This is a genomic window from Corynebacterium sp. HMSC068G04 (assembly GCF_001814885.1).
Taxonomy (GTDB): Bacteria; Actinomycetota; Actinomycetes; order Mycobacteriales; family Mycobacteriaceae; genus Corynebacterium; species Corynebacterium hiratae.
Genome location: NZ_KV818333.1, coordinates 1 through 17931 on the forward strand (window position 1 = coordinate 1; position 17931 = coordinate 17931).

Below are 17931 nucleotides of genomic sequence, written 5' to 3' on the forward strand. Positions count from 1 at the left end.
TTACTGAGAGTTACCTGCGAAGCGAAAAGCGGGACTACTTGGACTCAAGCTGCAGGGTCTTCTGCGTGTACTCCCACATCTCCTCGTAGAGCTTCTTGTCCTTGGAGAGCTTGGTGCCGTAGGACGGAATCATTTCCTGAATCTTGTCGCCCCACTGAATCATGTGCTCACCGAAGCAGCGCTCCAGCAGCTCGACCATGATGGCCGGGGTGATGGAGGCACCCGGGGAAGCGCCGAGCAGGCCGGCGATGCTGCCCTCGGGGTTGTTGATGAGGGTGGTACCGAACTCCAAGGAGCCGAACTGCGGTGCACCCGCCGGCTTAATGACCTGGACGCGCTGGCCAGCGATGACGGTCTCCCAATCGGCCGGATCGGCGCTCGGGACGTATTCCTTGAGGGTTTCGACGCGCTTGTCGAAGTCCTTGAGGACCTCAGTAACCAGGTACTTGGTCAGGCCGAACTCCTGTGCTGCCACGCCCAGGTAGGAGGTGATGTTGTCCGGACGGATGGACTTGAACAGGTCCAGGTAAGAGCCCTTCTTCAGGAACTTCGGGGACCAGCCACCATAGGGGCCAAACAGCAGGCCTTCTTCACCGTCGATGACACGGGTGTCCAGATGCGGCACGGACATCGGCGGAGCACCGACGGCAGCCTTGCCATAGACCTTGGCGTGGTGCTGCTTGACCAGCTCCGGGTTCTTGGAGCGCAGCCACAGGCCAGAGACCGGGAAGCCCGCGAAACCAGAGACCTCACGGACACCTGCCTTGCGCAGCAGATCGAGCGCGTAACCGCCCGCGCCGACGAAGACAAACTTGGCGTGGACAGCTTCGTAATCACCGGTGTGCAGGTTCTTTGCTACCACACGCCACTTGGAACCGTCACGCTTAATATCGACGACCTCGTGGCCGTAGCGGATCTCGGTGCCTGCAGCCTTAGCTGCGGTGAAGAACTGCTTAGCCAGGGCGCCAAAGTTAACGTCAGTACCGGCATCGGTCCACGAAATGGCCACCTTCTGGGAGCCGAAATCGCGGCCCTCAGACATCAGGGGCAGCTTCTCCTGGAAGGTGGCGTCATCATCACTGAACTGCATGTTGGGGAACATGTGATTGTCCTTCAGCGCGTCGAAACGGCGCTTCAGGTAATCCACCTGAATGGAACCCTGCGCGAAGGACACGTGCGGAACCGGGTTGATGAAGGCCTTCGGGTCAGTGAGGATGCCGTTGTTGAGCTGGTGGGACCAGAACTGGCGAGAAACCTGGAACTTCTCGTTGATGTTCAGGGCCTTGGAAACGTCAATGCGGCCGTTCTTCTCCGGGGTGTAGTTCAACTCGCACAGTGCAGAGTGGCCCGTACCGGCGTTATTCCACGGGGAGGAGGACTCAAGAGCAGGACCGTCCAAGCGCTCGAACACCATCTGAGTCCAGCTGGGCTCGAGTTCACGCAGCATGGCGCCGAGGGTGGCGCTCATGATACCTGCACCAATGAGTGCGACCTCAACCTCGTCTACTACTTGTGCTGTCTTCTTATCGGAGGACACTGTACTTATTACCTCTTAGAGTCGATGTATTCGATGTGGTCAAATGCCCTGCGCATGTGGGTGCGCAGGGCGCGGTGAGAAAGCGCTCGACGATGCTAAGGCCAAGCCGGCATACAGACCTCCACTCAGGAAGATCCGTCAAGCATTAATTCCACCTTACGCCCCTTCCTGCGAAATAGGCATTCCTCGAAACATAAATGCCCGAATCCCAAACCACCACCCCTTTTGAGGTGCAGGGCATATCAGCTCAGCTCCCCGCCCATCCGAACGGATCTGACCGCACGACCTATCATGAACTCCATGACATTTGACAAACTCGAATGGTCAGAAGATCTTCTCGGCCCAGACTTTCAGGCTGCCACGCTCGAGCTCGGCACCGATCCCGATGGCGAAGGCGATGTCTGCGCGACTCTCGTGCGCTACAGCCCCGCCGCCAACGCCCACGACGATCGCCCCGCTCTAGTGTGGGTCCACGGCATGACAGACTACTTCTTCCACGAGCACGTTGCCCGCTACTTCTATGAGCTCGGCTACGCCTTCTATGCAGTCGATTTGCGCAAATGTGGTCGCTCCCGCCGGGAGGGACAAACCTGGCACTACATCAGTGATGTGCAGTATTACGATGCCGACCTCAACGCGGCCCTCGACGCCCTCCCCAACCCACGTGTCGTCATCATGGGACACTCCACAGCCGGCACCATCATCGCTCTGTGGCTTGATCGTCTTCGCCGCCACGACCCCGCGCGTTTCAGCCGTATCGCCGGTGTCGTTTTCAACAGCCCTTGGCTGGCCATGATGGGAATGTCGGACGGCGCTTATGAGGTGGTCAAGCGCATAGTTTATGCCGGCGCTGCTATCGCTCCACGCGTCGAGCTACCCGCCGGGGATCTCACCACCTACGGGGAATCCATCCATTCCCACGAACAGGGCGAGTGGGATTTTGATCGCCGCTTGAAACCGCTGGGCGGGCACGCGAAATACTTGGGCTGGGTCGCTGCTGTTTTCCACGGCTTCGACGCCATCCATTCCGGGCGTATCACCATTGGAGTTCCACTGCTGACGATGACCTCGGCGCGCTCACAACTTGATCAGCCCTATAGCGAGTCCTCCAACACGGCCGATGTCGTCGTCGATGTCCGGCAAAGTCAGCGCTGGGCTAAGGAGCTGAGCTCGCGCTACACCCTCCACGTCGTCCAAGATGGCCGCCACGACCTTTTCCTCTCTCGGCCCGAACCGTTGGAGGACGCGCTGAATGCCGCGGCCGAGTGGCTTCGCGTCGTTGCGCCGATAAACGCAGAACAGCGTGCTCAGTAAGTGTGCGCGCTGCGCGCTCTTCGACCTCCAGAAGCCGCGGCTGTAGAACCTTTAGAATGGTCGCCATGACTTCTGCACAGCACTTTGATCTCGTCATCATTGGCACCGGGTCGGGAAACTCCATCCCCTCCCCCGAGTTTGACGATAAATCTATCGCCATCATTGAAAAGGGAACCTTCGGAGGTACCTGCCTCAACGTGGGCTGCATCCCTACAAAAATGTATGTCTATGCGGCCGACGTTGCGCTTGCTGCGCGTGAAGCCACGCGCCTTGGCGTCAGCGCCCACGTGGACGCTGTGGACTGGGAGGGCATTGTCAAGCGCGTTTTCGACAACCGCATTGATCTGATCGCCCAAGGCGGCGAAGAGTACCGCCGCGGGGAGGAGACCCCAAATATTACGGTCTTTGACCAACACGCGCGGTTCATCGGGCCAAAGACCCTGCAGGTGGGCGATGACATTATCACTGGCGACAACATCGTCATCGCTACCGGTTCGCGCCCGGTACTACCTGAGCCCTACGCCAGCGCAACTGCCCCGATCCATACCAACGAAGACATCATGCGCCTGGATAAACAGCCCCGCAGCCTCATCGTTGTCGGCGGCGGCTACATCGCTATGGAGTTCGCCCATGTCTTTGACGGCCTGGGCACCAAGGTGACCGTGGTCAACCGCTCGGAGACATTCCTCCGCTTCCTCGATGAAGACCTACGCTCACGCTTCAACGTCATCCTGCGAGAGCGTTTCGATGTCCGCATCGGTAGCGCCACGGCGGTGGAAGAAACCGCAGACGGTGTCCGCCTCACCTTGGATAACGGTGACGTCCTGGAAGCAGAGGCAATCCTTGTCGCCACCGGCCGCCAGCCTAACGGCGACCTGATGGATCTCTCCGCCAGTGGGATCGAGATGCACGAGGACGGACGCATCAAGGTCGACGAGTACGGCCGCACCACTTGTGAGGGCGTGTGGGCGCTGGGCGACGTCTCCTCGCCCTACATGCTCAAGCACGTCGCCAACGCGGAGCAGCGAGCAGTGCAGCACAATCTGTTGCACCCAGAGGATCTTCAGCCCATGCCCCACGAGCACGTTCCCGCCGCCGTCTTCACCCACCCGCAGATTGCGACCGTGGGCCTCACCGAAGCCCAGGCCCGCGAGCAGGGCTACGACGTCACAGTGAAGGTACAGAACTTCGGCGATGTCGCCTATGGCTGGGCCATGGAGGATTCAACGGGCGTCTGCAAGCTCATCGCCGACCGCTCGACCGGTCAGCTCCTCGGCGCTCACCTCATGGGCCCGCAAGCCTCCACTCTCATACAACAGTTAATCACCGCAATGAGCTGCGGCCTCGACATGCGCACGTTCGCCCGTTCACAGTATTGGATCCACCCGGCGTTGCCGGAGGTCGTCGAAAATGCCGTTTTGGGACTAGAGTGGCTAGAGTGATCGTTACAGATCGTTCAGTGATTTATTTCACACTACCCTTGAACTACTTTCCCCTTATTTATCTATTGGCATTACAAGGCCACCTTAACGCCCGCAACATCACTCAGCCAGCTTTCAGGGTTTAACCCAATTTGGGGGTACCCCTGCCGCTTGCGTAAAAGAACGCTCCAACTAGCGTGCATTTTGGCTGACCGTTGGATAGGTTTTATACAGACACCGGAACGAGTCGATGGTCTCTGTCGGCTCAGTGTGTTTTGGGGATACCAAACTCATCCCTATCCCTGTGAATCGAGGCTCCTCCGCCAGGAGGCCTTGCACGTACGACATTAAGGAATTTTGATATGCGTATCCGCAATGCAGCCCTCGCCGGCGCTACCGCTCTCGCAGTTGCCTTCGGCGGCTCCACCGTTGCCACCGCAGCCACCTTCGACGGCTCCAACACCACCGAAGCTGTCGAAGACGCAAAGGGCGGTCAGCCTTACGACAAGCCTGAGGGCTCCCTGTCCTCCAAGGTTGGCGGCTGGTTCAACGTCGACGAGGACGACAACATCGGCACCGAGGCTGACGGCCGTGCCATCTTTGGTTCCTCCAAGTCTGAGCACTGCGATGAGGGCGAAGCTGGCGAGTGCACCACCATCGGCGACCAGCCGACCTGGGCCAAGACCTTCTACGGCGTAGGCGTTGCTAGCGCCGTCGCTTCCATCGCCGGCCTCATCGGCGTGGTCTACAACTTCTTCGTCCACGGCCCGTCCTTCTAAGACGCCCCACACACTTTCCGAAAGGCTTAAACTTCATGCGTAACTTCCGCACCGCCGCTGTTGCTGCTGCAACCGCCGCCTCCGTTGCTTTCGCTGGCACCTCCGTTGCTTTCGCTGCTGAGAACACCGAGGAAACCTCCCTCTCCTCCGAGCTGTCCTCCGCAAACGAGAAGGTCAAGGAGGACGACAGCGACGCTACCCTGTCCTCCAAGTGGGGCGACGCTACCGAGGGTGACAAGAAGGTCACCGGCGCTGACCTCTTCGGCGAGAACACCGCTGATGACACCACCAACCCGACCTGGGCTAAGGCTTGGCGTGAGGGCACCTACGCTGCTATCGGCTCCGCCATCGCAGGTGCCCTGTTCGCTGCGTACAACTTCGCTGTGTACAACCACATTATCCCGGCACACGTGCTGGACCCGATCTTCCGCCGCTAATTAGTACGCGGACTCGCTGATTAGCTCAGCGCCTTAGAAAGCGCCCATCTCCTTTTACGGAGGTGGGCGCTTTGTCTATCTCCGACCTCTGGCGCAACGGGCGCACGCACCCCCTCCAAACTGACGAAAGTGCTCCGGATCCTTTGAAGAATCCGGAGCACTTTCGTCAACAAGGGCAGCTCTGTGCGTCTTAAGAGGTACTGTCTTAAGACCGAGCCTTACCGCCTCTTAGCTAGTCGAGTTCACCAGGCAGGGTAAGGATCTCGTTGCCGTCATCGGTGATAACGATGGTGTGCTCGAACTGGGCGGTGAACTTGCCATCGGTGTTCTGGACGGTCCAGCCGTTGTCCCAAATCTCATAGTCCAGCGAGCCCAGGTTGATCATCGGCTCGATGGTCAGCGTCATTCCTGGCTCAAGGATGTCGCGGTAGGTCATAGAGTCGTAGTGCAGCACGACGAGGCCGTTGTGGAAGGTGGGGCCTACACCGTGGCCAGTGAAATCGGTAACCACGTTGTAGCCGAAACGATTGGCATAAGACTCAATAACGCGACCAATAACGTTAATCTCACGGCCGGGCTTCGCCGCCTTGATGCCGCGCATCATCGCTTCCTTCGTGCGCTCCACCAACAGCTTGTGCTCCTCCGAGACATTGCCGGCGAGGAAGGTGGCGTTGGTATCGCCGTGCACACCATTCTTGAAGGCAGTGACGTCGATATTGACGATGTCGCCATCCTCAATCACCGTGGTATCCGGGATGCCGTGGCAGACAATCTCATTGAGGGACACGCAGCAGGATTTCGGAAAGCCCAAGTACCCCAGCGTCGACGGGTAGGCACCGTGATCGCACATATACTCGTGCGCAACGCGGTCAATCTCATCCGTGGTCACACCGGGAGCCACAGCCTTTCCGGCTTCCTGCAGAGCGTTGGCCGCTATGCGTGAGGCCTCACGCATGGCCTCAATGACCTCCGGGGTCTGCACAAATGGCTCGCCCTGCGCTTCCTGGACCGTATCTTTCCACACGTACTCTGGGCGTTCGATATCCTTCGGTACCGTGCGGATTGGAGTATCTTTTTCTTGTTTCAGCATCGCGCGCTTAGTCATAACTACTCATGGTAGCCCTCTTCCCCAGCACCCGACAAAGAGCACCATTGGCACACTCATGAGCGCGCGCTACTGCTCTTGTGCGGGAGCAACCTCGCCGTGGCCTTCCGCGCGGAGGGCATCCAAACGCTGTAGGAAGTTATCAGTGATGTTGACGGAAATCGTCGAGCCACCACCCAACACCACGAGAGTGGCGAAAGCAATGTCATCATCGCGGAAACCGGTAAACCACGCGTGCGAGCCGTCGTTGATTTCTGCCTCACCGGTCTTTCCATAAATGGTTCCCTGTGCTTGCATACCCGCCGCAGTACCGCTCGCCACCACCTGACGCATCATGTCCCGTACCTGATTCAGCGTCTCCTCACTCGGCGCGGGGACCTCCTCGGAAACCTTGGTCTCCCGTGTCTCGATGAGAGTCGGCGTCGGGGTCCTGCCAGCCGCTACTGTCGAAGAAACAAGCGCCATGCCAAAGGGAGAGACAAGGTCAAGGCCCTGGCCATAGCCGGCTTCCGTGCGTTCAAGCGGGGTTTCTCCCTCTGGGATCGAACCGGTAATCGTCGAGAGCCCCGGCACCTCATAGTCGATGCCCAGCCCGTATTGCTTGCCCACGTCGCGAAGCTCACCCTTGGGGAGGTCGGTCGAGATCTGCGCGAACGTGGTGTTGCAGGATTGTGCAAAGGCTTGGCGCAGCGGTACCGAACCGAGCGAGAACCCGTTGTAGTTGGTCACGGTGCGCCCGTACAGATCCATGGTGCCCGGGCAGGGCACGATGGAATCTGTGGACAGGCCTTGCTTGTCGACGCCCGCCGAGGCCGTAATAATCTTGAAGACCGATCCGGGAGGGAACTGGCCTTGGAGGGCGATGTCGCCCTTCTTATCTGCTTCCGGGGTTTGCGCCACGGCCAGAATTTCGCCCGTGGAGGGGCGCATGGCCACAATCATGGCCTCGTACCCGGGGTGCAGATTAATGGCTTCTTGCGCAGCACGCTGAACGTCATAATCCAGCGAAACCTTGATGGACGGAGCCGCTTCGGGCTCGTGATACTCGACGTCGGATAGCGCAGCCCCGTGTTCGTTCACGACAGAGACGGACCAACCATTCTTGCCATCGACTTCTTCAGAAACCATGGATCGCACACGGGAGAGGATGTCGGGTGCCAGGCCGGTATCGCGAGTGATGAGCGCCGGCTCCTCATTGAAGCGAATCCCCTTCTGGTTTTCCAGGACGGGACGCAGCCTCGCTGCCTGGGCCTCGTTGAGCATGGTGACCGAGTAGGAGCCATCGATTCCTTCGAGGTTTGTGGCAAGTTCGCCAGAATCAACCTCCGGAATGGAATCATCCTCCCGATGCGCTTGGCTCAAAGCGCCGGAAATCTTAGCTGCCAGCGGACGCGGGTCATCGACAGCGTCGGTATCGACAACAAGGCGGTATTGCAGCCCCGGTGACATCAGCTCGACGCCATCGGAGGAGACCACGCCCGCGCGCTTCGGCGCGACTGAGCGCAGCTCGAGGTGCTGGTGCGCGCCGAGATCGGGGTGAATGATGCTGGGCTGCCAGCGGACAGTCCAGTCCTTGTCCTTGCGAGTCAAGGCCATAGACGTGTCATAGCGGAGGGAACGATTACGCGGCAGAGTCCACGTCACTGAATAGTGCGCGGTGGCCTGAGCCTCTTCCTGATCTACCCCGGTCAGTTCGACGTCGAGGCCCTCTGCTTGCAGGCCCGCGAAGGTGGCGTCAAGGGTGTTCGTGGCGGTCGAGCCATCGTCGATCAGCTGCACCAGCTCTTCGTTGTTGCGAGTTTCCATGCTCTCGAGAAACTCTTCTGCAATTGGGCGTGCGGACACCGGCTTGGGGGTACATCCCACCACAGACGACGCCGCGAAACCTACCGCACCCAGCAGCGCCACGAACCTCTTCATGCTTGGGCAGCGTAGCAGCCTGGGGCGGCGCGGCGGCCACCCCACACCGCAGGCGTGCTACTTGGTAACGCGAACCTCAGCCTTGGCGCCTTCCACGGCCTCCAGGCCCTGTTCTTCTGCCAGGCGCATTGCTTCTTCGATGAGCGTTTCCACGATCTTGGATTCGGGCACGGTCTTGATGACCTCACCCTTGACGAAGATCTGGCCCTTGCCGTTGCCAGAGGCCACACCGAGATCTGCATCGCGGGCCTCGCCCGGGCCGTTCACCACGCAGCCCATAACGGCCACGCGCAGCGGGAATTCCATACCGTCAAGGCCCTCGGTGACCTCGTTGGCCAGCTTGTACACGTCCACCTGTGCGCGACCACAGGACGGGCAGGAGACAATCTCCAGCTTGCGCGGGCGCAAATTGAGGGACTGCAGAATCTGGTCACCGACCTTGATCTCTTCGACCGGGTCCGCGGACAAGGACACGCGGATGGTGTCACCGATGCCTTCGGCAAGCAGGGCACCGAAAGCGACCGAAGACTTGATGGTGCCCTGGAATGCGGGGCCGGCCTCGGTAACGCCGAGGTGCAGCGGGTAGTCGCACTGAGCGGCGAGCTGGCGGTAGGCCTCCACCATGACGACCGGGTCATTGTGCTTTACGGAAATGGCGATATCGCCATAACCGTGCTCCTCGAAGAGCCCGGCCTCCCAGAGTGCAGACTCGACGAGGGCCTCCGGAGTGGCCTTGCCGTACTTCTCCATGATGCGCTTGTCCAGGGAGCCTGCGTTAACGCCAATGCGAATCGGAATACCAGCATCGCCGGCTGCCTTAGCTACCTCCTTGACGCGGCCATCAAATTCCTTGATGTTGCCCGGGTTAACGCGGACAGCGGCACAGCCGGCATCGATGGCGGCGAAGATGTACTTGGGCTGGAAGTGAATATCGGCAATCACCGGGATCGGGGACTTCTGCGCAATTGCTGGCAAAGCCTCCGCATCCACAGTCTTCGGACAAGCTACGCGAACAATATCGCAGCCACTGGCGGTCAGCTGAGCAATCTGCTGAAGGGTGGCGTTGATGTCATGCGTCTTCGTCGTAGTCATCGACTGCACGGAGATGGGGTGGTCAGAGCCCACGCCAACCTGGCCGACCATGAGCTGACGCGTCTTGCGGCGCGGCGCCAAGGTGGGAGGTGGGCCGTCGGGAATACCAAGACCAATAGGGGTCGACATGTGTGCTCCTTGCTAATTGGGTTTTAACGCCCCTACTCTAGCACCGCGCACGACAGCGGGAGCAGGCAGCCAGATCACCAGCCAAACAGCCGAATTGGGTTGACCACGTCCGCAATCATGATGAGCGCACCCACCGCCATAAGAATGAAAGCCAACACATAGGTCACCGGCATGAGCTTGGTGTAATCCGCCGGGCCCTTCGGTTCCTTGCCCATGAGACGGCGCAGGGCATCACGGATCTTTTCGTAGAAAATCACGGCGATGTGACCGCCATCAAAAGGCGGTAGCGGAATGAGGTTGAACAACGCGAGGAAGAAATTGAGGGTGGCCAGCATCATAAAGAAGGAGGACCACAGACTGCGCTCCACCAGCTCGCCGCCCACACGGGAGGCGCCCACCACGGAAATAGGCCCGTTGACATCACGCTCCTGCCCGAAGATAGAAGCCACCACACCCGGAATCTTTGCCGGGAATTGGGCGATGCCCTGGACGGTGGCGTTCAAGGCATATCCCGAGTAGCGCGCGGTGGCCGGGATAGCGTCGACAAAGGAGTAGGTCTCCCTGATATCGATAATCTGGTTGGTCATGCCGATGGCGCCGACCTTCACCAGCTGTCCCTCCGCGTTGAGTCGAGTCACCGTAGCAAGCGTGATATCGAAATCACGCGCTGCACCATCGCGCTCGACGGTGAGGGTGACGGTGTCACCGGGGTAGTTCATGACGGTATCGCGAAGCTGCGCGAAGGAGTCCATAGTCTCGCCGTTGAGCGCGACAACGATATCCCCCGGCTCCACGCCCGCTTCACCGGCTGGGCCCAGGCCCTGGCAGGGTTCTAATTCACCCTCGGCATTCTGGTTCACAGCACAGGAGACCTCCCCTACGCGTGGACGAACATCCGCGTCTGGGTTAGGCAGGCCGGTGGTCATGGCAATGATCAGCAGGATAATGAATCCCAACAGCAGGTTAACCGTGATACCGCCGGCCAGAACGATGATCCGCTGCCACGCCGGCTTCTTATACATGGCATAGGGCTCTTCTTCCTCCGTGAGGAACTCATCCTGCGCCGTCATGCCCGCGATATCGCAAAAGCCACCCACTGGAAAAGCGGCAAGGCCGTATTCGGTGTGGCCACGTGTAAAGGAGGCGACGCGCGGCCCAAAGCCGATAAAGTAGCGCCGCACTCGCATCCCGAAGGCACGGGCGGTGAACATGTGGCCCGCCTCGTGTAAGGCAACGGTGATGCCGATCCCCACAGCGAAGAGGACTATACCGAGGACATTTGCCATAAAATAGGGGGCTTTCTAACGAGCGAGCGAATCCACCAACGCATTAGCGCGACGGCGGGCCTCACCTTCCACGGCGAGGACATCATCGACGCTAGAGGGTACACCAGCAAACTCTGAGGCCTCACCCACGACGTGGCTAACCACGTCAACAATTTCCGGGAAGTGAATGCGGCCCGCCAAGAAAGCAGCTGCCGCTTCCTCGTTCGCGGCGTTGTACACGGCAGCGTGGGTACCTCCGGCAGCGGCCACCTCACGGGCAAGGCGAACGGCCGGGAAGGCTTCGTCATCGAGCGGCTCGAAGCGCCAATCATGTGCGGCGGAAAAATCTAACGCCGGCTGTGCGCCTGGCACGCGGTGCGGCCAATCCAACGCCAAGGAGATCGGCAGCTTCATCGACGGCGGGGAGCATTGTGCAATCGTGCAGCCATCGGTGAAGGTGGCCATGGAATGCACGATGGATTGGGGGTGGACGGTGACGTCAATGAGGTCCGGGTGGACGTCGAAAAGCAGCGTCGCCTCAATGAGCTCAAGGCCCTTATTCACCAACGTCGCCGAATTCAGGGTGTTCATCTGCCCCATCGACCACGTCGGGTGTTGCGCAGCCTGCTGCGGGGTGACATCCCACATCTCCTCGCGAGTCCACCCGCGGAAAGGACCACCGGAGGCGGTGAGTACGAGGCGCTCGAGCTCCACACCGCTGCCTGCGCGCAGGCACTGCGCCATGGCGGAATGCTCGGAATCCACCGGGATGATCTGCCCCTCCCCCGCCAGGCGGGTCACGATGGAACCACCAGCAACGAGGGATTCCTTATTCGCCAACGCCAACAGCTCACCCTTCTCCAAGGTGGCGATGGTGGAGGCCAAGCCCATGGAGCCCACAAGCGCGTTGAGGACCTTATCGGCGTCCACCGCCTTGACCAGCTCCTCGGCAGAGTCTGGGCCCGAAAGCACGGTGCCACCGAGGGCCTCGGAAACGGTGCGTGCCGCATCGGGCTTGGCGACGGCCACGTGGTCAAACGAAAGGTTGAGCGCACGAGCCTGCTCAACGACGAGCTGCGGGTTGGAACCGCCGGCGGCGATACCCACGACTGTGAACTTATCCGGGTTATCCGCGATAACGTCCAGAGCCTGGGTGCCAATCGAGCCAGTAGAGCCGAGAATAAGAATGCGTTGGGTACTCACCCTCTCAACCCTAGCCGGTCAACCCAAGCAAGAGTCGTGAGCGCTGCGCTAACGATAGTCGGGGGTGTTTAATCGCGGTTATCGGCAGGATCATTTAAACTACTACACAGAATAACTGGCATTTTTCGTGCACTCGCTCGAATCAATTAGTTCTAAGCAGGGCGAGCTGCATGTACACGCAAAGGAGAGCAAGTGTCTTCCCACAAGCCGGCATCGCAGGTTTTCGACGGCGTATCCACCGATGACGTCCCGTCCGCAGGTTTCGGTTGGTCCCGCATCAGCCGCTCGGGCGTACAGATCGCTGGTTGGACGTCCGTCGTGTTCCTGCTTGCTTATAACTTTGGTAACCACAAGGGTCACGTGGAGACGATCTGGCTCTTCGCCCTGGCAATCCTGATTGCCCTTGGTCTGGTGATTTACGCCCTGCAGCCAAAGCTCTCCCAGGTGCGCACCCTGACCGCCCGTAACAAGCCGGTGGGCCACGAGGAACCGGATTGGGCATATGAGCAGAAGACCGTTCACAACGTCTACGCTTCCCTGACCGATGATGAGCTGCGCGCCCTCAACATTGAGCCCTCCCGCATTGCTCACCTCCGCGGTGTTTCCGAAGGCCGCCACGCCGCCAAGCCGGTGACCAACTAAAGCTTCTTCGCTTTAAACAAAGCTCCCTTCCCGCAGTTCATGAATGGACTGCAGGAAGGGAGCTTTTTCTGTCTGCCCTTGTCCCCTAGCTCACGTAACGGTTGACCTTGGCGTAGATTTCCGGCGTCCGCTCTTGTGCCTTGTTTCCAGCGAACCGCCAGACCCCGGCGTAGACAAGCGACGGAACCAGCACGGAAACAATCAACGCGGTATACAACAACCAGCCGCCACGCTCATAGGCGAGGGCAGAAACCACGATGCCAGGAAGCGCGGGCCCCCACACCAACAGCATGCCGACAAACGCAGTGAGAAAAGCACCAGCAGAATAGCCAGACTTATCATTCCACCGGTTCTGCCCAGGAGCGGACAAGGGATAAGGGTTAAGCACGGTCAGGCCCAAACCCACCGCCGCGGTGGAGATGAACACGCCTATGGCCACAGCTGTGCTCAACAAGCCCAAGGTGAAGTTCTCGCTAAAGACAAGAGCCACTACGGCGAGCAGAACAAACCCAATAAAGGGAATAGTCACGTGTGCGAGGTGACGCGCATGAAGGATGGTGCGCGGGGCAACCGGCGCCACCATATGGACCCAATTCGATGGCCCATCGAAGCCATAATCATTAGCCAAGAGAGATGAGAGCACGATTGCGCTGAAGCACAGCATGAAATAGGCGGTGAAATCATCGCCTCTCCACAACTGATAGAGCGTCAGCACGCCGAACAGAGGCATCATGTACAGCATGCCTGTTTGCCGTTTATCACGGGTGAGATAGCGCAACGCGCGGGTATATTCCATCGCCGCAGGGCTGGAATAAGACCACGCGCCCAACTCCAACTTGGACACGCCCTTTCCTGTCACCTCGCTGGCTACGTCACCACCCGCTCCCGGATTGCGCATGAGACCAGTTATCTGACGGGACCACACCCAGCCAAGCAGCCCAAGGCTGGCCACCGCGATGAGCAGTTGGGCTAGGGCGGTGAGGAGGTGACCGTCGGCAAGCGCGAGCGTCCACCCCACCCCTGCGCCAAACGGGGTCCAGGCGCTAACGGCACCCACGGTGTGAAGAGGCGGCAAAGACTCCAAGACACTCTGCGCTTGCAGCATGCCAAAGACCAGCAGGCCCATAACCACCATCGCCGCGATTTGGGTACGGGATTTCTGGGAATCTGCGATGACGGAAGCCACTTGGCCGAGACATTCGCCGAAGATGATGGTTGTCGCGCACGATAAAACCATGCCCACAACGAAGGGCACTGCAGCCCACCCAGGCCCCGTCAGAATAAGAAAGACACTTCCGATGACCGCATACACTAGGGAAAAGACAACCGACATGATAGCGCGGGTAGTCAGCAGGCCCGACAAGAAAAGGCCCGGAAGAACCTCGCGGGAAGTCAGAGGAAGAGCTCCTAAGGTTGTCGGACTCAGTTGCTTCTCCCCCGCCGGCATGAAGAGAGCGAGGAGTACGTAGATGAGCATGCCGCCTGCCACCCCGACAGTCAGCGCTTGGTAACCGTGGCCCGGGGTGGTGATATCGGAATACACCATGAATGCGAGCGACAGGAGGCCGAGTGCCCCGTAGATCAGCATCATAAGCCCCATGATGAGCGTCGCCGGGTTGGAGGAAACGCTTCGCCACCACAGAGTGCGATGAAGGCTGAACAGAGTGGATGTCATTCGCGCTCACCTGCCGCTGGCGAGCGCAGCCACCCAAACTTCGAGGCGTCCAGATCCCGTCCCCCAACGGCCGCGATGAACAGATCGCTCAGGCTTTGGCCCTGCCGGACATCATCCACGTGGCCTGCGGTGATGACTTGGCCGCCGTTGATGATGGCAACGTGGTCACAAAGCCCCTCAACAAGCTCCATGACGTGCGAAGACAAAATAACCGTGCCGCCACGCGCAGCATAGGCGCGCAGCATCTGCTGGATGAGGCGCCCGGAGACCGGATCCACGGCTTCCAGCGGCTCATCCAAGATGAGCACCTCTGGGTTGTGCAGGACGGCGCCGGCCAAGAGGATCTTTTTGGTCATGCCGGCGGAATAATCCGCAATGCGCTTATCAGCGGCATCGGAGAGGGAGAGGGCGTCGAGAAGCTCCTGGGCACGGCGGAGCGACTCGGTGCGTTCCAGTTTGTGCAGCGCTCCAAGGTAGTGGAGGTACTCAGCGCCGGTCAGTCGGTCAAAGACCGGTGCCCCATCCATGAGCAGACCCATGGCCCGCTTGGCGGGGATGGGATCCTCCCACACATTGTGACCAGCGATGAAGCTGTGGCCAGAATCCGGGCGCTGGAGGCCACAGGCCATGGTCAGCATCGTGGTCTTGCCCGCGCCATTGGGCCCCACTATCCCGTAGATGGAACCACGCGGGACATCCAGGTTGAGGTGGTTGACAGCGATCTGAGAACCAAAGGACTTGCGCAGGTCGCGCACCGCAAGAGCTTGGGTGCGCGGATCAGCGGCTAAGTCCGCACGATAAGGATAAGTCATAAGCATTAACGGTATCAAGAACCATTAATGCTTTGTTCTCCGAAAAACTATCGTTAGGAAACTGTAAGCAGAGCCCTTAAGCGGTCTCGCGCTCATCAGCGGCGAGCTGGCCACAAGCCGCAGCGATTTCATCGCCCTTGGTATCACGCACGGTACACGGCACGCCCTGCGCGATGACGCGGCGAACGAACTCGTCCTGGCGCGCCTTCGGGGCAGCGTCCCACTCCGAACCCGGTGTGGGGTTGAGCGGAATGACGTTGACGTGAACCTTAGAGCCCAGTGCCGCATGCAGCTTCCGGCCCAGCATGTCGGCGCGAAAATCCTGATCGTTCTTATCGCGGATCAGCGCATACTCGATGGACACGCGGCGGCCAGACTTGTCGGCGTAGTACTTAGCGGCATCGAGCACCTCCTCGACCGGCCAGCGGTTGTTGACCGGCACGAGAGTATCGCGCAGCTCATCGTCCGGGGTGTGCAGGGACACTGCGAGGGTGCAGGACAAATCCTCATCCGCGAGCTTGCGGATGGCCGGGGCCAGCCCCACCGTCGATACAGTGACGTTGCGCTGGGACAATCCGAAGCCGCTGAGATCAGGTCCGGTAATCTGGCGCACCGCATGAACCACGCGCTTGTAGTTGGCCAGCGGCTCGCCCATGCCCATGAAGACAACGTTGCTTAAGCGCCCGCCTTCCTCTTCCAAAAGGCGAGCAGCGTGCCTAAACTGCTCCACAATTTCCGCGGTGGACAGGTTGCGGTCCAGCCCGCCCTGGCCGGTGGCGCAGAACGGACAGGCCATGCCGCACCCGGCCTGGGAGGAGATACACAGGGTGGCGCGCCCTGGGTAGCGCATGAGCACGGACTCCAGCAGCGTGCCGTCGTGCAAACGCCACAGGGACTTGGTGGTCTCGCCGTCGTCGGTGGAAGTCTGCCGAATGGGTTGCATGAGCGTGGGGAACAAACGCTCCTGGACTGCCTCGCGGGAGGCAGCCGGGATATCCGTCATCTCGGAAACATCGGCGGTGTGGTGGACGTAGTAGTGCTTGGCCAGCTGCTTTGCCCGGAACTTAGGCAGGCCAAGTTCCGCGAGCGCCTCAATGCGCTCGGCCTCGGTCAGGTCCGCGAAGTGCTTCGGGGGTAGCCCGCGGCGCGGAGCGGAGAAATTCAGTTTCAGTGGTTCAGCCATGGTAGAGCCCATTTTCCACGTTCTCAGCCACATTATCCAATCTAGGCTCTGCTGGAGTGGCGAAAGTGACATCTCAACCTATTTAATAGATGCATGACGAATCCAGAAAACTCCCCTGAGGAATTCCGCACCACCGCTCCGGCCGACGAGCCGCTGACCGACCTGTCTGCGGAAACCACTTCCGGTGGCGGTGCGGTGGAGCCGGCTCCGCGCGCAACCGACTATGACAATAAAAATGACGGAAAGGTCAAGGGCTCCTTCGCCGCCAGCACGTGGATTGCCCTCATCGTGGGCTTCCTGCTGCTCATCGTCCTTATCATCTTCATCCTGCAGAACCAGCACCAAGTACCGCTGAACTTCCTTAACTGGTCAGTGCAGTTCCCCGCCGGTGTCACTTACCTCATCTGCGCCATTGCCGGCGCGCTCATTATGGCCCTGGTGGGCGGCTGGCGCATGTTCGAGTTGCGCCGCCAGGTACGCAAGCAAGCGCGCCGCTAAGACCTACGGCGCCAGGGTGGTCAGGAAGCTCATTGCCACCCACGTGACCATCGCGGATGGCAGCATGCCATCCAGGCGGTCCATGATGCCGCCGTGACCGGGCAGCAAGGCAGACATATCCTTGATGCCCAATTCCCGCTTAAACTGAGACTCCACCAAGTCACCGAGGGTGGCGCAGAAAACGAGCCCGAGGCCCATGAGCGCGCCCACCCATGGAGTGTGGTGCAGCAGGAACGCGAAACTCAATGCACCGGTCAGGGTGCCGAAAACTACCGAGCCGGCAAAGCCCTCCCACGACTTCTTGGGGCTCACCGCGGGGGCCATGGGGTGCGATCCAAACATCACGCCGGCGATGAAACCACCGGTGTCGGAGGCGACGACGCAGAGCATAAACACGACAATCGACGCCGCCCCCGAGGCGAAGGGGGTCTCCACCCGCGAAAGCATCGCGGCAAAAGTGCCAAAAAGTGGGATCCAGGTGAGAACGAAAATACCCACGGACATATCGCGCAAATAGTTGATCGGGGGGCGATGTCTGCCGTTGTGAAAGAGGCGGCCGAACATGAGCGCCAAGACCGCAACCACATAAACCGCGACGAGGCCGGAGGCATTGAGGAACCACGAGACCCACACCATGGCTTGTCCCAAGACGATGAGCAACGTCCGCGGGACGTAGTAGGAGTGCTCCCGCAGCCTGGTAAGGACCTCCCACATGGCTAAGCCCAGCGCTGTGGCTACGACGAGGTACCACACAAGGGGCCCGGCCCACACCGCAAAGACAACGAGCGCACCCAAACCAACACCAACGGCAATCGCCGCGGGCATGTCTCGACCCGCGGAGTTTTTGGGTTTGGGCATTCGGCTCGAGTGCTCAGTGCTCACGCGTGCTCCTCATTCAATCGTGGGGTAAGTCAAGTTC

General features: G+C 60.0%; 16 protein-coding genes. 6 read left to right on the forward strand and 10 right to left on the reverse strand.

Annotated features, from left to right (window positions below; translation table 11 throughout):
* Window positions 1–34: 34 nt before the first annotated feature.
* Window positions 35–1537, reverse strand: a complete 1503-nt coding sequence (gene mqo, locus HMPREF2993_RS07120; protein WP_046648068.1) for a malate dehydrogenase (quinone) — start codon at window positions 1535–1537, stop codon at window positions 35–37.
* A 300-nt stretch (window positions 1538–1837) separates the two neighbouring features.
* Here mqo and HMPREF2993_RS07125 point away from each other — a divergent pair, with 300 nt between their 5' ends.
* From HMPREF2993_RS07125 to HMPREF2993_RS07140, 4 genes are all read left to right on the forward strand, one after another.
* Window positions 1838–2851, forward strand: a complete 1014-nt coding sequence (locus HMPREF2993_RS07125; protein ID WP_049155451.1) for an alpha/beta hydrolase — start codon at window positions 1838–1840, stop codon at window positions 2849–2851.
* A 56-nt stretch (window positions 2852–2907) separates the two neighbouring features.
* On the forward strand, window positions 2908–4293 hold the full coding sequence (mtr, locus tag HMPREF2993_RS07130) for a mycothione reductase (RefSeq protein ID WP_049155408.1): 1386 nt from the start codon (window positions 2908–2910) through the stop codon (window positions 4291–4293).
* Window positions 4294–4634: 341 nt separating this feature from the next.
* Window positions 4635–5051: a hypothetical protein gene (locus tag HMPREF2993_RS07135; protein ID WP_049155406.1), complete on the forward strand. Its 417-nt coding sequence runs from the start codon at window positions 4635–4637 to the stop codon at window positions 5049–5051.
* Window positions 5052–5086: 35 nt separating this feature from the next.
* Window positions 5087–5488 carry a hypothetical protein gene (locus HMPREF2993_RS07140; RefSeq protein ID WP_070512652.1) on the forward strand — a complete coding sequence of 134 codons (402 nt, stop codon included), beginning with the start codon at window positions 5087–5089 and terminating at the stop codon, window positions 5486–5488.
* A gap of 232 nt (window positions 5489–5720) precedes the next feature.
* Here HMPREF2993_RS07140 and map read toward each other — a convergent pair whose 3' ends face one another.
* From map to dxr, 5 genes are all read right to left on the reverse strand, one after another.
* Complete coding sequence (gene map / locus HMPREF2993_RS07145; protein ID WP_046648064.1) at window positions 5721–6593, reverse strand: type I methionyl aminopeptidase; 873 nt, start codon at window positions 6591–6593, stop codon at window positions 5721–5723.
* A 69-nt stretch (window positions 6594–6662) separates the two neighbouring features.
* Window positions 6663–8513, reverse strand: coding sequence for a penicillin-binding transpeptidase domain-containing protein (locus HMPREF2993_RS07150; protein ID WP_046648063.1), 1851 nt, complete (start codon window positions 8511–8513; stop codon window positions 6663–6665).
* A 57-nt stretch (window positions 8514–8570) separates the two neighbouring features.
* Window positions 8571–9734 carry a flavodoxin-dependent (E)-4-hydroxy-3-methylbut-2-enyl-diphosphate synthase gene (gene ispG, locus HMPREF2993_RS07155; RefSeq protein ID WP_070701698.1) on the reverse strand — a complete coding sequence of 388 codons (1164 nt, stop codon included), beginning with the start codon at window positions 9732–9734 and terminating at the stop codon, window positions 8571–8573.
* 74 nt (window positions 9735–9808) lie between these two features.
* Window positions 9809–11020, reverse strand: a complete 1212-nt coding sequence (locus tag HMPREF2993_RS07160) for a M50 family metallopeptidase (protein ID WP_070701700.1) — start codon at window positions 11018–11020, stop codon at window positions 9809–9811.
* A 15-nt stretch (window positions 11021–11035) separates the two neighbouring features.
* The gene (gene dxr / locus HMPREF2993_RS07165; RefSeq protein ID WP_070701702.1) at window positions 11036–12202 is read right to left on the reverse strand and encodes a 1-deoxy-D-xylulose-5-phosphate reductoisomerase; all 1167 of its coding nucleotides are present in this window, start codon (window positions 12200–12202) and stop codon (window positions 11036–11038) included.
* A gap of 192 nt (window positions 12203–12394) precedes the next feature.
* Here dxr and HMPREF2993_RS07170 point away from each other — a divergent pair, with 192 nt between their 5' ends.
* Window positions 12395–12844, forward strand: a complete 450-nt coding sequence (locus HMPREF2993_RS07170; RefSeq protein ID WP_010190371.1) for a DUF2631 domain-containing protein — start codon at window positions 12395–12397, stop codon at window positions 12842–12844.
* Window positions 12845–12929: 85 nt separating this feature from the next.
* Here HMPREF2993_RS07170 and HMPREF2993_RS07175 read toward each other — a convergent pair whose 3' ends face one another.
* From HMPREF2993_RS07175 to rlmN, 3 genes are all read right to left on the reverse strand, one after another.
* Entirely contained in the window at window positions 12930–14519 is a 1590-nt protein-coding gene (locus HMPREF2993_RS07175) for an ABC transporter permease (protein WP_246818645.1), read from the reverse strand.
* The gene (locus HMPREF2993_RS07180; protein ID WP_070701704.1) at window positions 14516–15337 is read right to left on the reverse strand and encodes an ABC transporter ATP-binding protein; all 822 of its coding nucleotides are present in this window, start codon (window positions 15335–15337) and stop codon (window positions 14516–14518) included. Before HMPREF2993_RS07180 ends, HMPREF2993_RS07175 begins: the two co-directional genes overlap by 4 nt.
* A 70-nt stretch (window positions 15338–15407) precedes the next feature.
* The gene (gene rlmN, locus HMPREF2993_RS07185; RefSeq protein WP_070512717.1) at window positions 15408–16514 is read right to left on the reverse strand and encodes a dual-specificity RNA methyltransferase RlmN; all 1107 of its coding nucleotides are present in this window, start codon (window positions 16512–16514) and stop codon (window positions 15408–15410) included.
* 93 nt (window positions 16515–16607) lie between these two features.
* On the opposite strand from rlmN, the gene HMPREF2993_RS07190 reads away from it, so the two are divergent.
* Window positions 16608–17012, forward strand: coding sequence for a LapA family protein (locus tag HMPREF2993_RS07190; protein WP_046648056.1), 405 nt, complete (start codon window positions 16608–16610; stop codon window positions 17010–17012).
* 3 nt (window positions 17013–17015) lie between these two features.
* Here the strand turns inward: HMPREF2993_RS07190 and HMPREF2993_RS07195 are convergent, their stop codons facing one another.
* The gene (locus tag HMPREF2993_RS07195; RefSeq protein ID WP_175973262.1) at window positions 17016–17870 is read right to left on the reverse strand and encodes a phosphatidate cytidylyltransferase; all 855 of its coding nucleotides are present in this window, start codon (window positions 17868–17870) and stop codon (window positions 17016–17018) included.
* Window positions 17871–17931: the final 61 nt, after the last annotated feature.

What these genes read in the sequence shown, in the direction of transcription:
- HMPREF2993_RS07125 (WP_049155451.1), top strand. Translation starts at nt 1,838, where the DNA reads ATGACATTTGACAAACTCGAATGGTCAGAAGATCTTCTCGGCCCAGAC.
- mtr (WP_049155408.1), top strand. Translation starts at nt 2,908, where the DNA reads ATGGTCGCCATGACTTCTGCACAGCACTTTGATCTCGTCATCATTGGC.
- HMPREF2993_RS07135 (WP_049155406.1), top strand. Translation starts at nt 4,635, where the DNA reads ATGCGTATCCGCAATGCAGCCCTCGCCGGCGCTACCGCTCTCGCAGTT.
- HMPREF2993_RS07140 (WP_070512652.1), top strand. Translation starts at nt 5,087, where the DNA reads ATGCGTAACTTCCGCACCGCCGCTGTTGCTGCTGCAACCGCCGCCTCC.
- map (WP_046648064.1), bottom strand. Translation starts at nt 6,593, where the DNA reads ATGACTAAGCGCGCGATGCTGAAACAAGAAAAAGATACTCCAATCCGC.
- HMPREF2993_RS07150 (WP_046648063.1), bottom strand. Translation starts at nt 8,513, where the DNA reads ATGAAGAGGTTCGTGGCGCTGCTGGGTGCGGTAGGTTTCGCGGCGTCG.
- ispG (WP_070701698.1), bottom strand. Translation starts at nt 9,734, where the DNA reads ATGTCGACCCCTATTGGTCTTGGTATTCCCGACGGCCCACCTCCCACC.
- HMPREF2993_RS07160 (WP_070701700.1), bottom strand. Translation starts at nt 11,020, where the DNA reads ATGGCAAATGTCCTCGGTATAGTCCTCTTCGCTGTGGGGATCGGCATC.
- HMPREF2993_RS07175 (WP_246818645.1), bottom strand. Translation starts at nt 14,519, where the DNA reads ATGACATCCACTCTGTTCAGCCTTCATCGCACTCTGTGGTGGCGAAGC.
- HMPREF2993_RS07180 (WP_070701704.1), bottom strand. Translation starts at nt 15,337, where the DNA reads ATGCTTATGACTTATCCTTATCGTGCGGACTTAGCCGCTGATCCGCGC.
- rlmN (WP_070512717.1), bottom strand. Translation starts at nt 16,514, where the DNA reads ATGGCTGAACCACTGAAACTGAATTTCTCCGCTCCGCGCCGCGGGCTA.
- HMPREF2993_RS07190 (WP_046648056.1), top strand. Translation starts at nt 16,608, where the DNA reads ATGACGAATCCAGAAAACTCCCCTGAGGAATTCCGCACCACCGCTCCG.
- HMPREF2993_RS07195 (WP_175973262.1), bottom strand. Translation starts at nt 17,870, where the DNA reads ATGCCCAAACCCAAAAACTCCGCGGGTCGAGACATGCCCGCGGCGATT.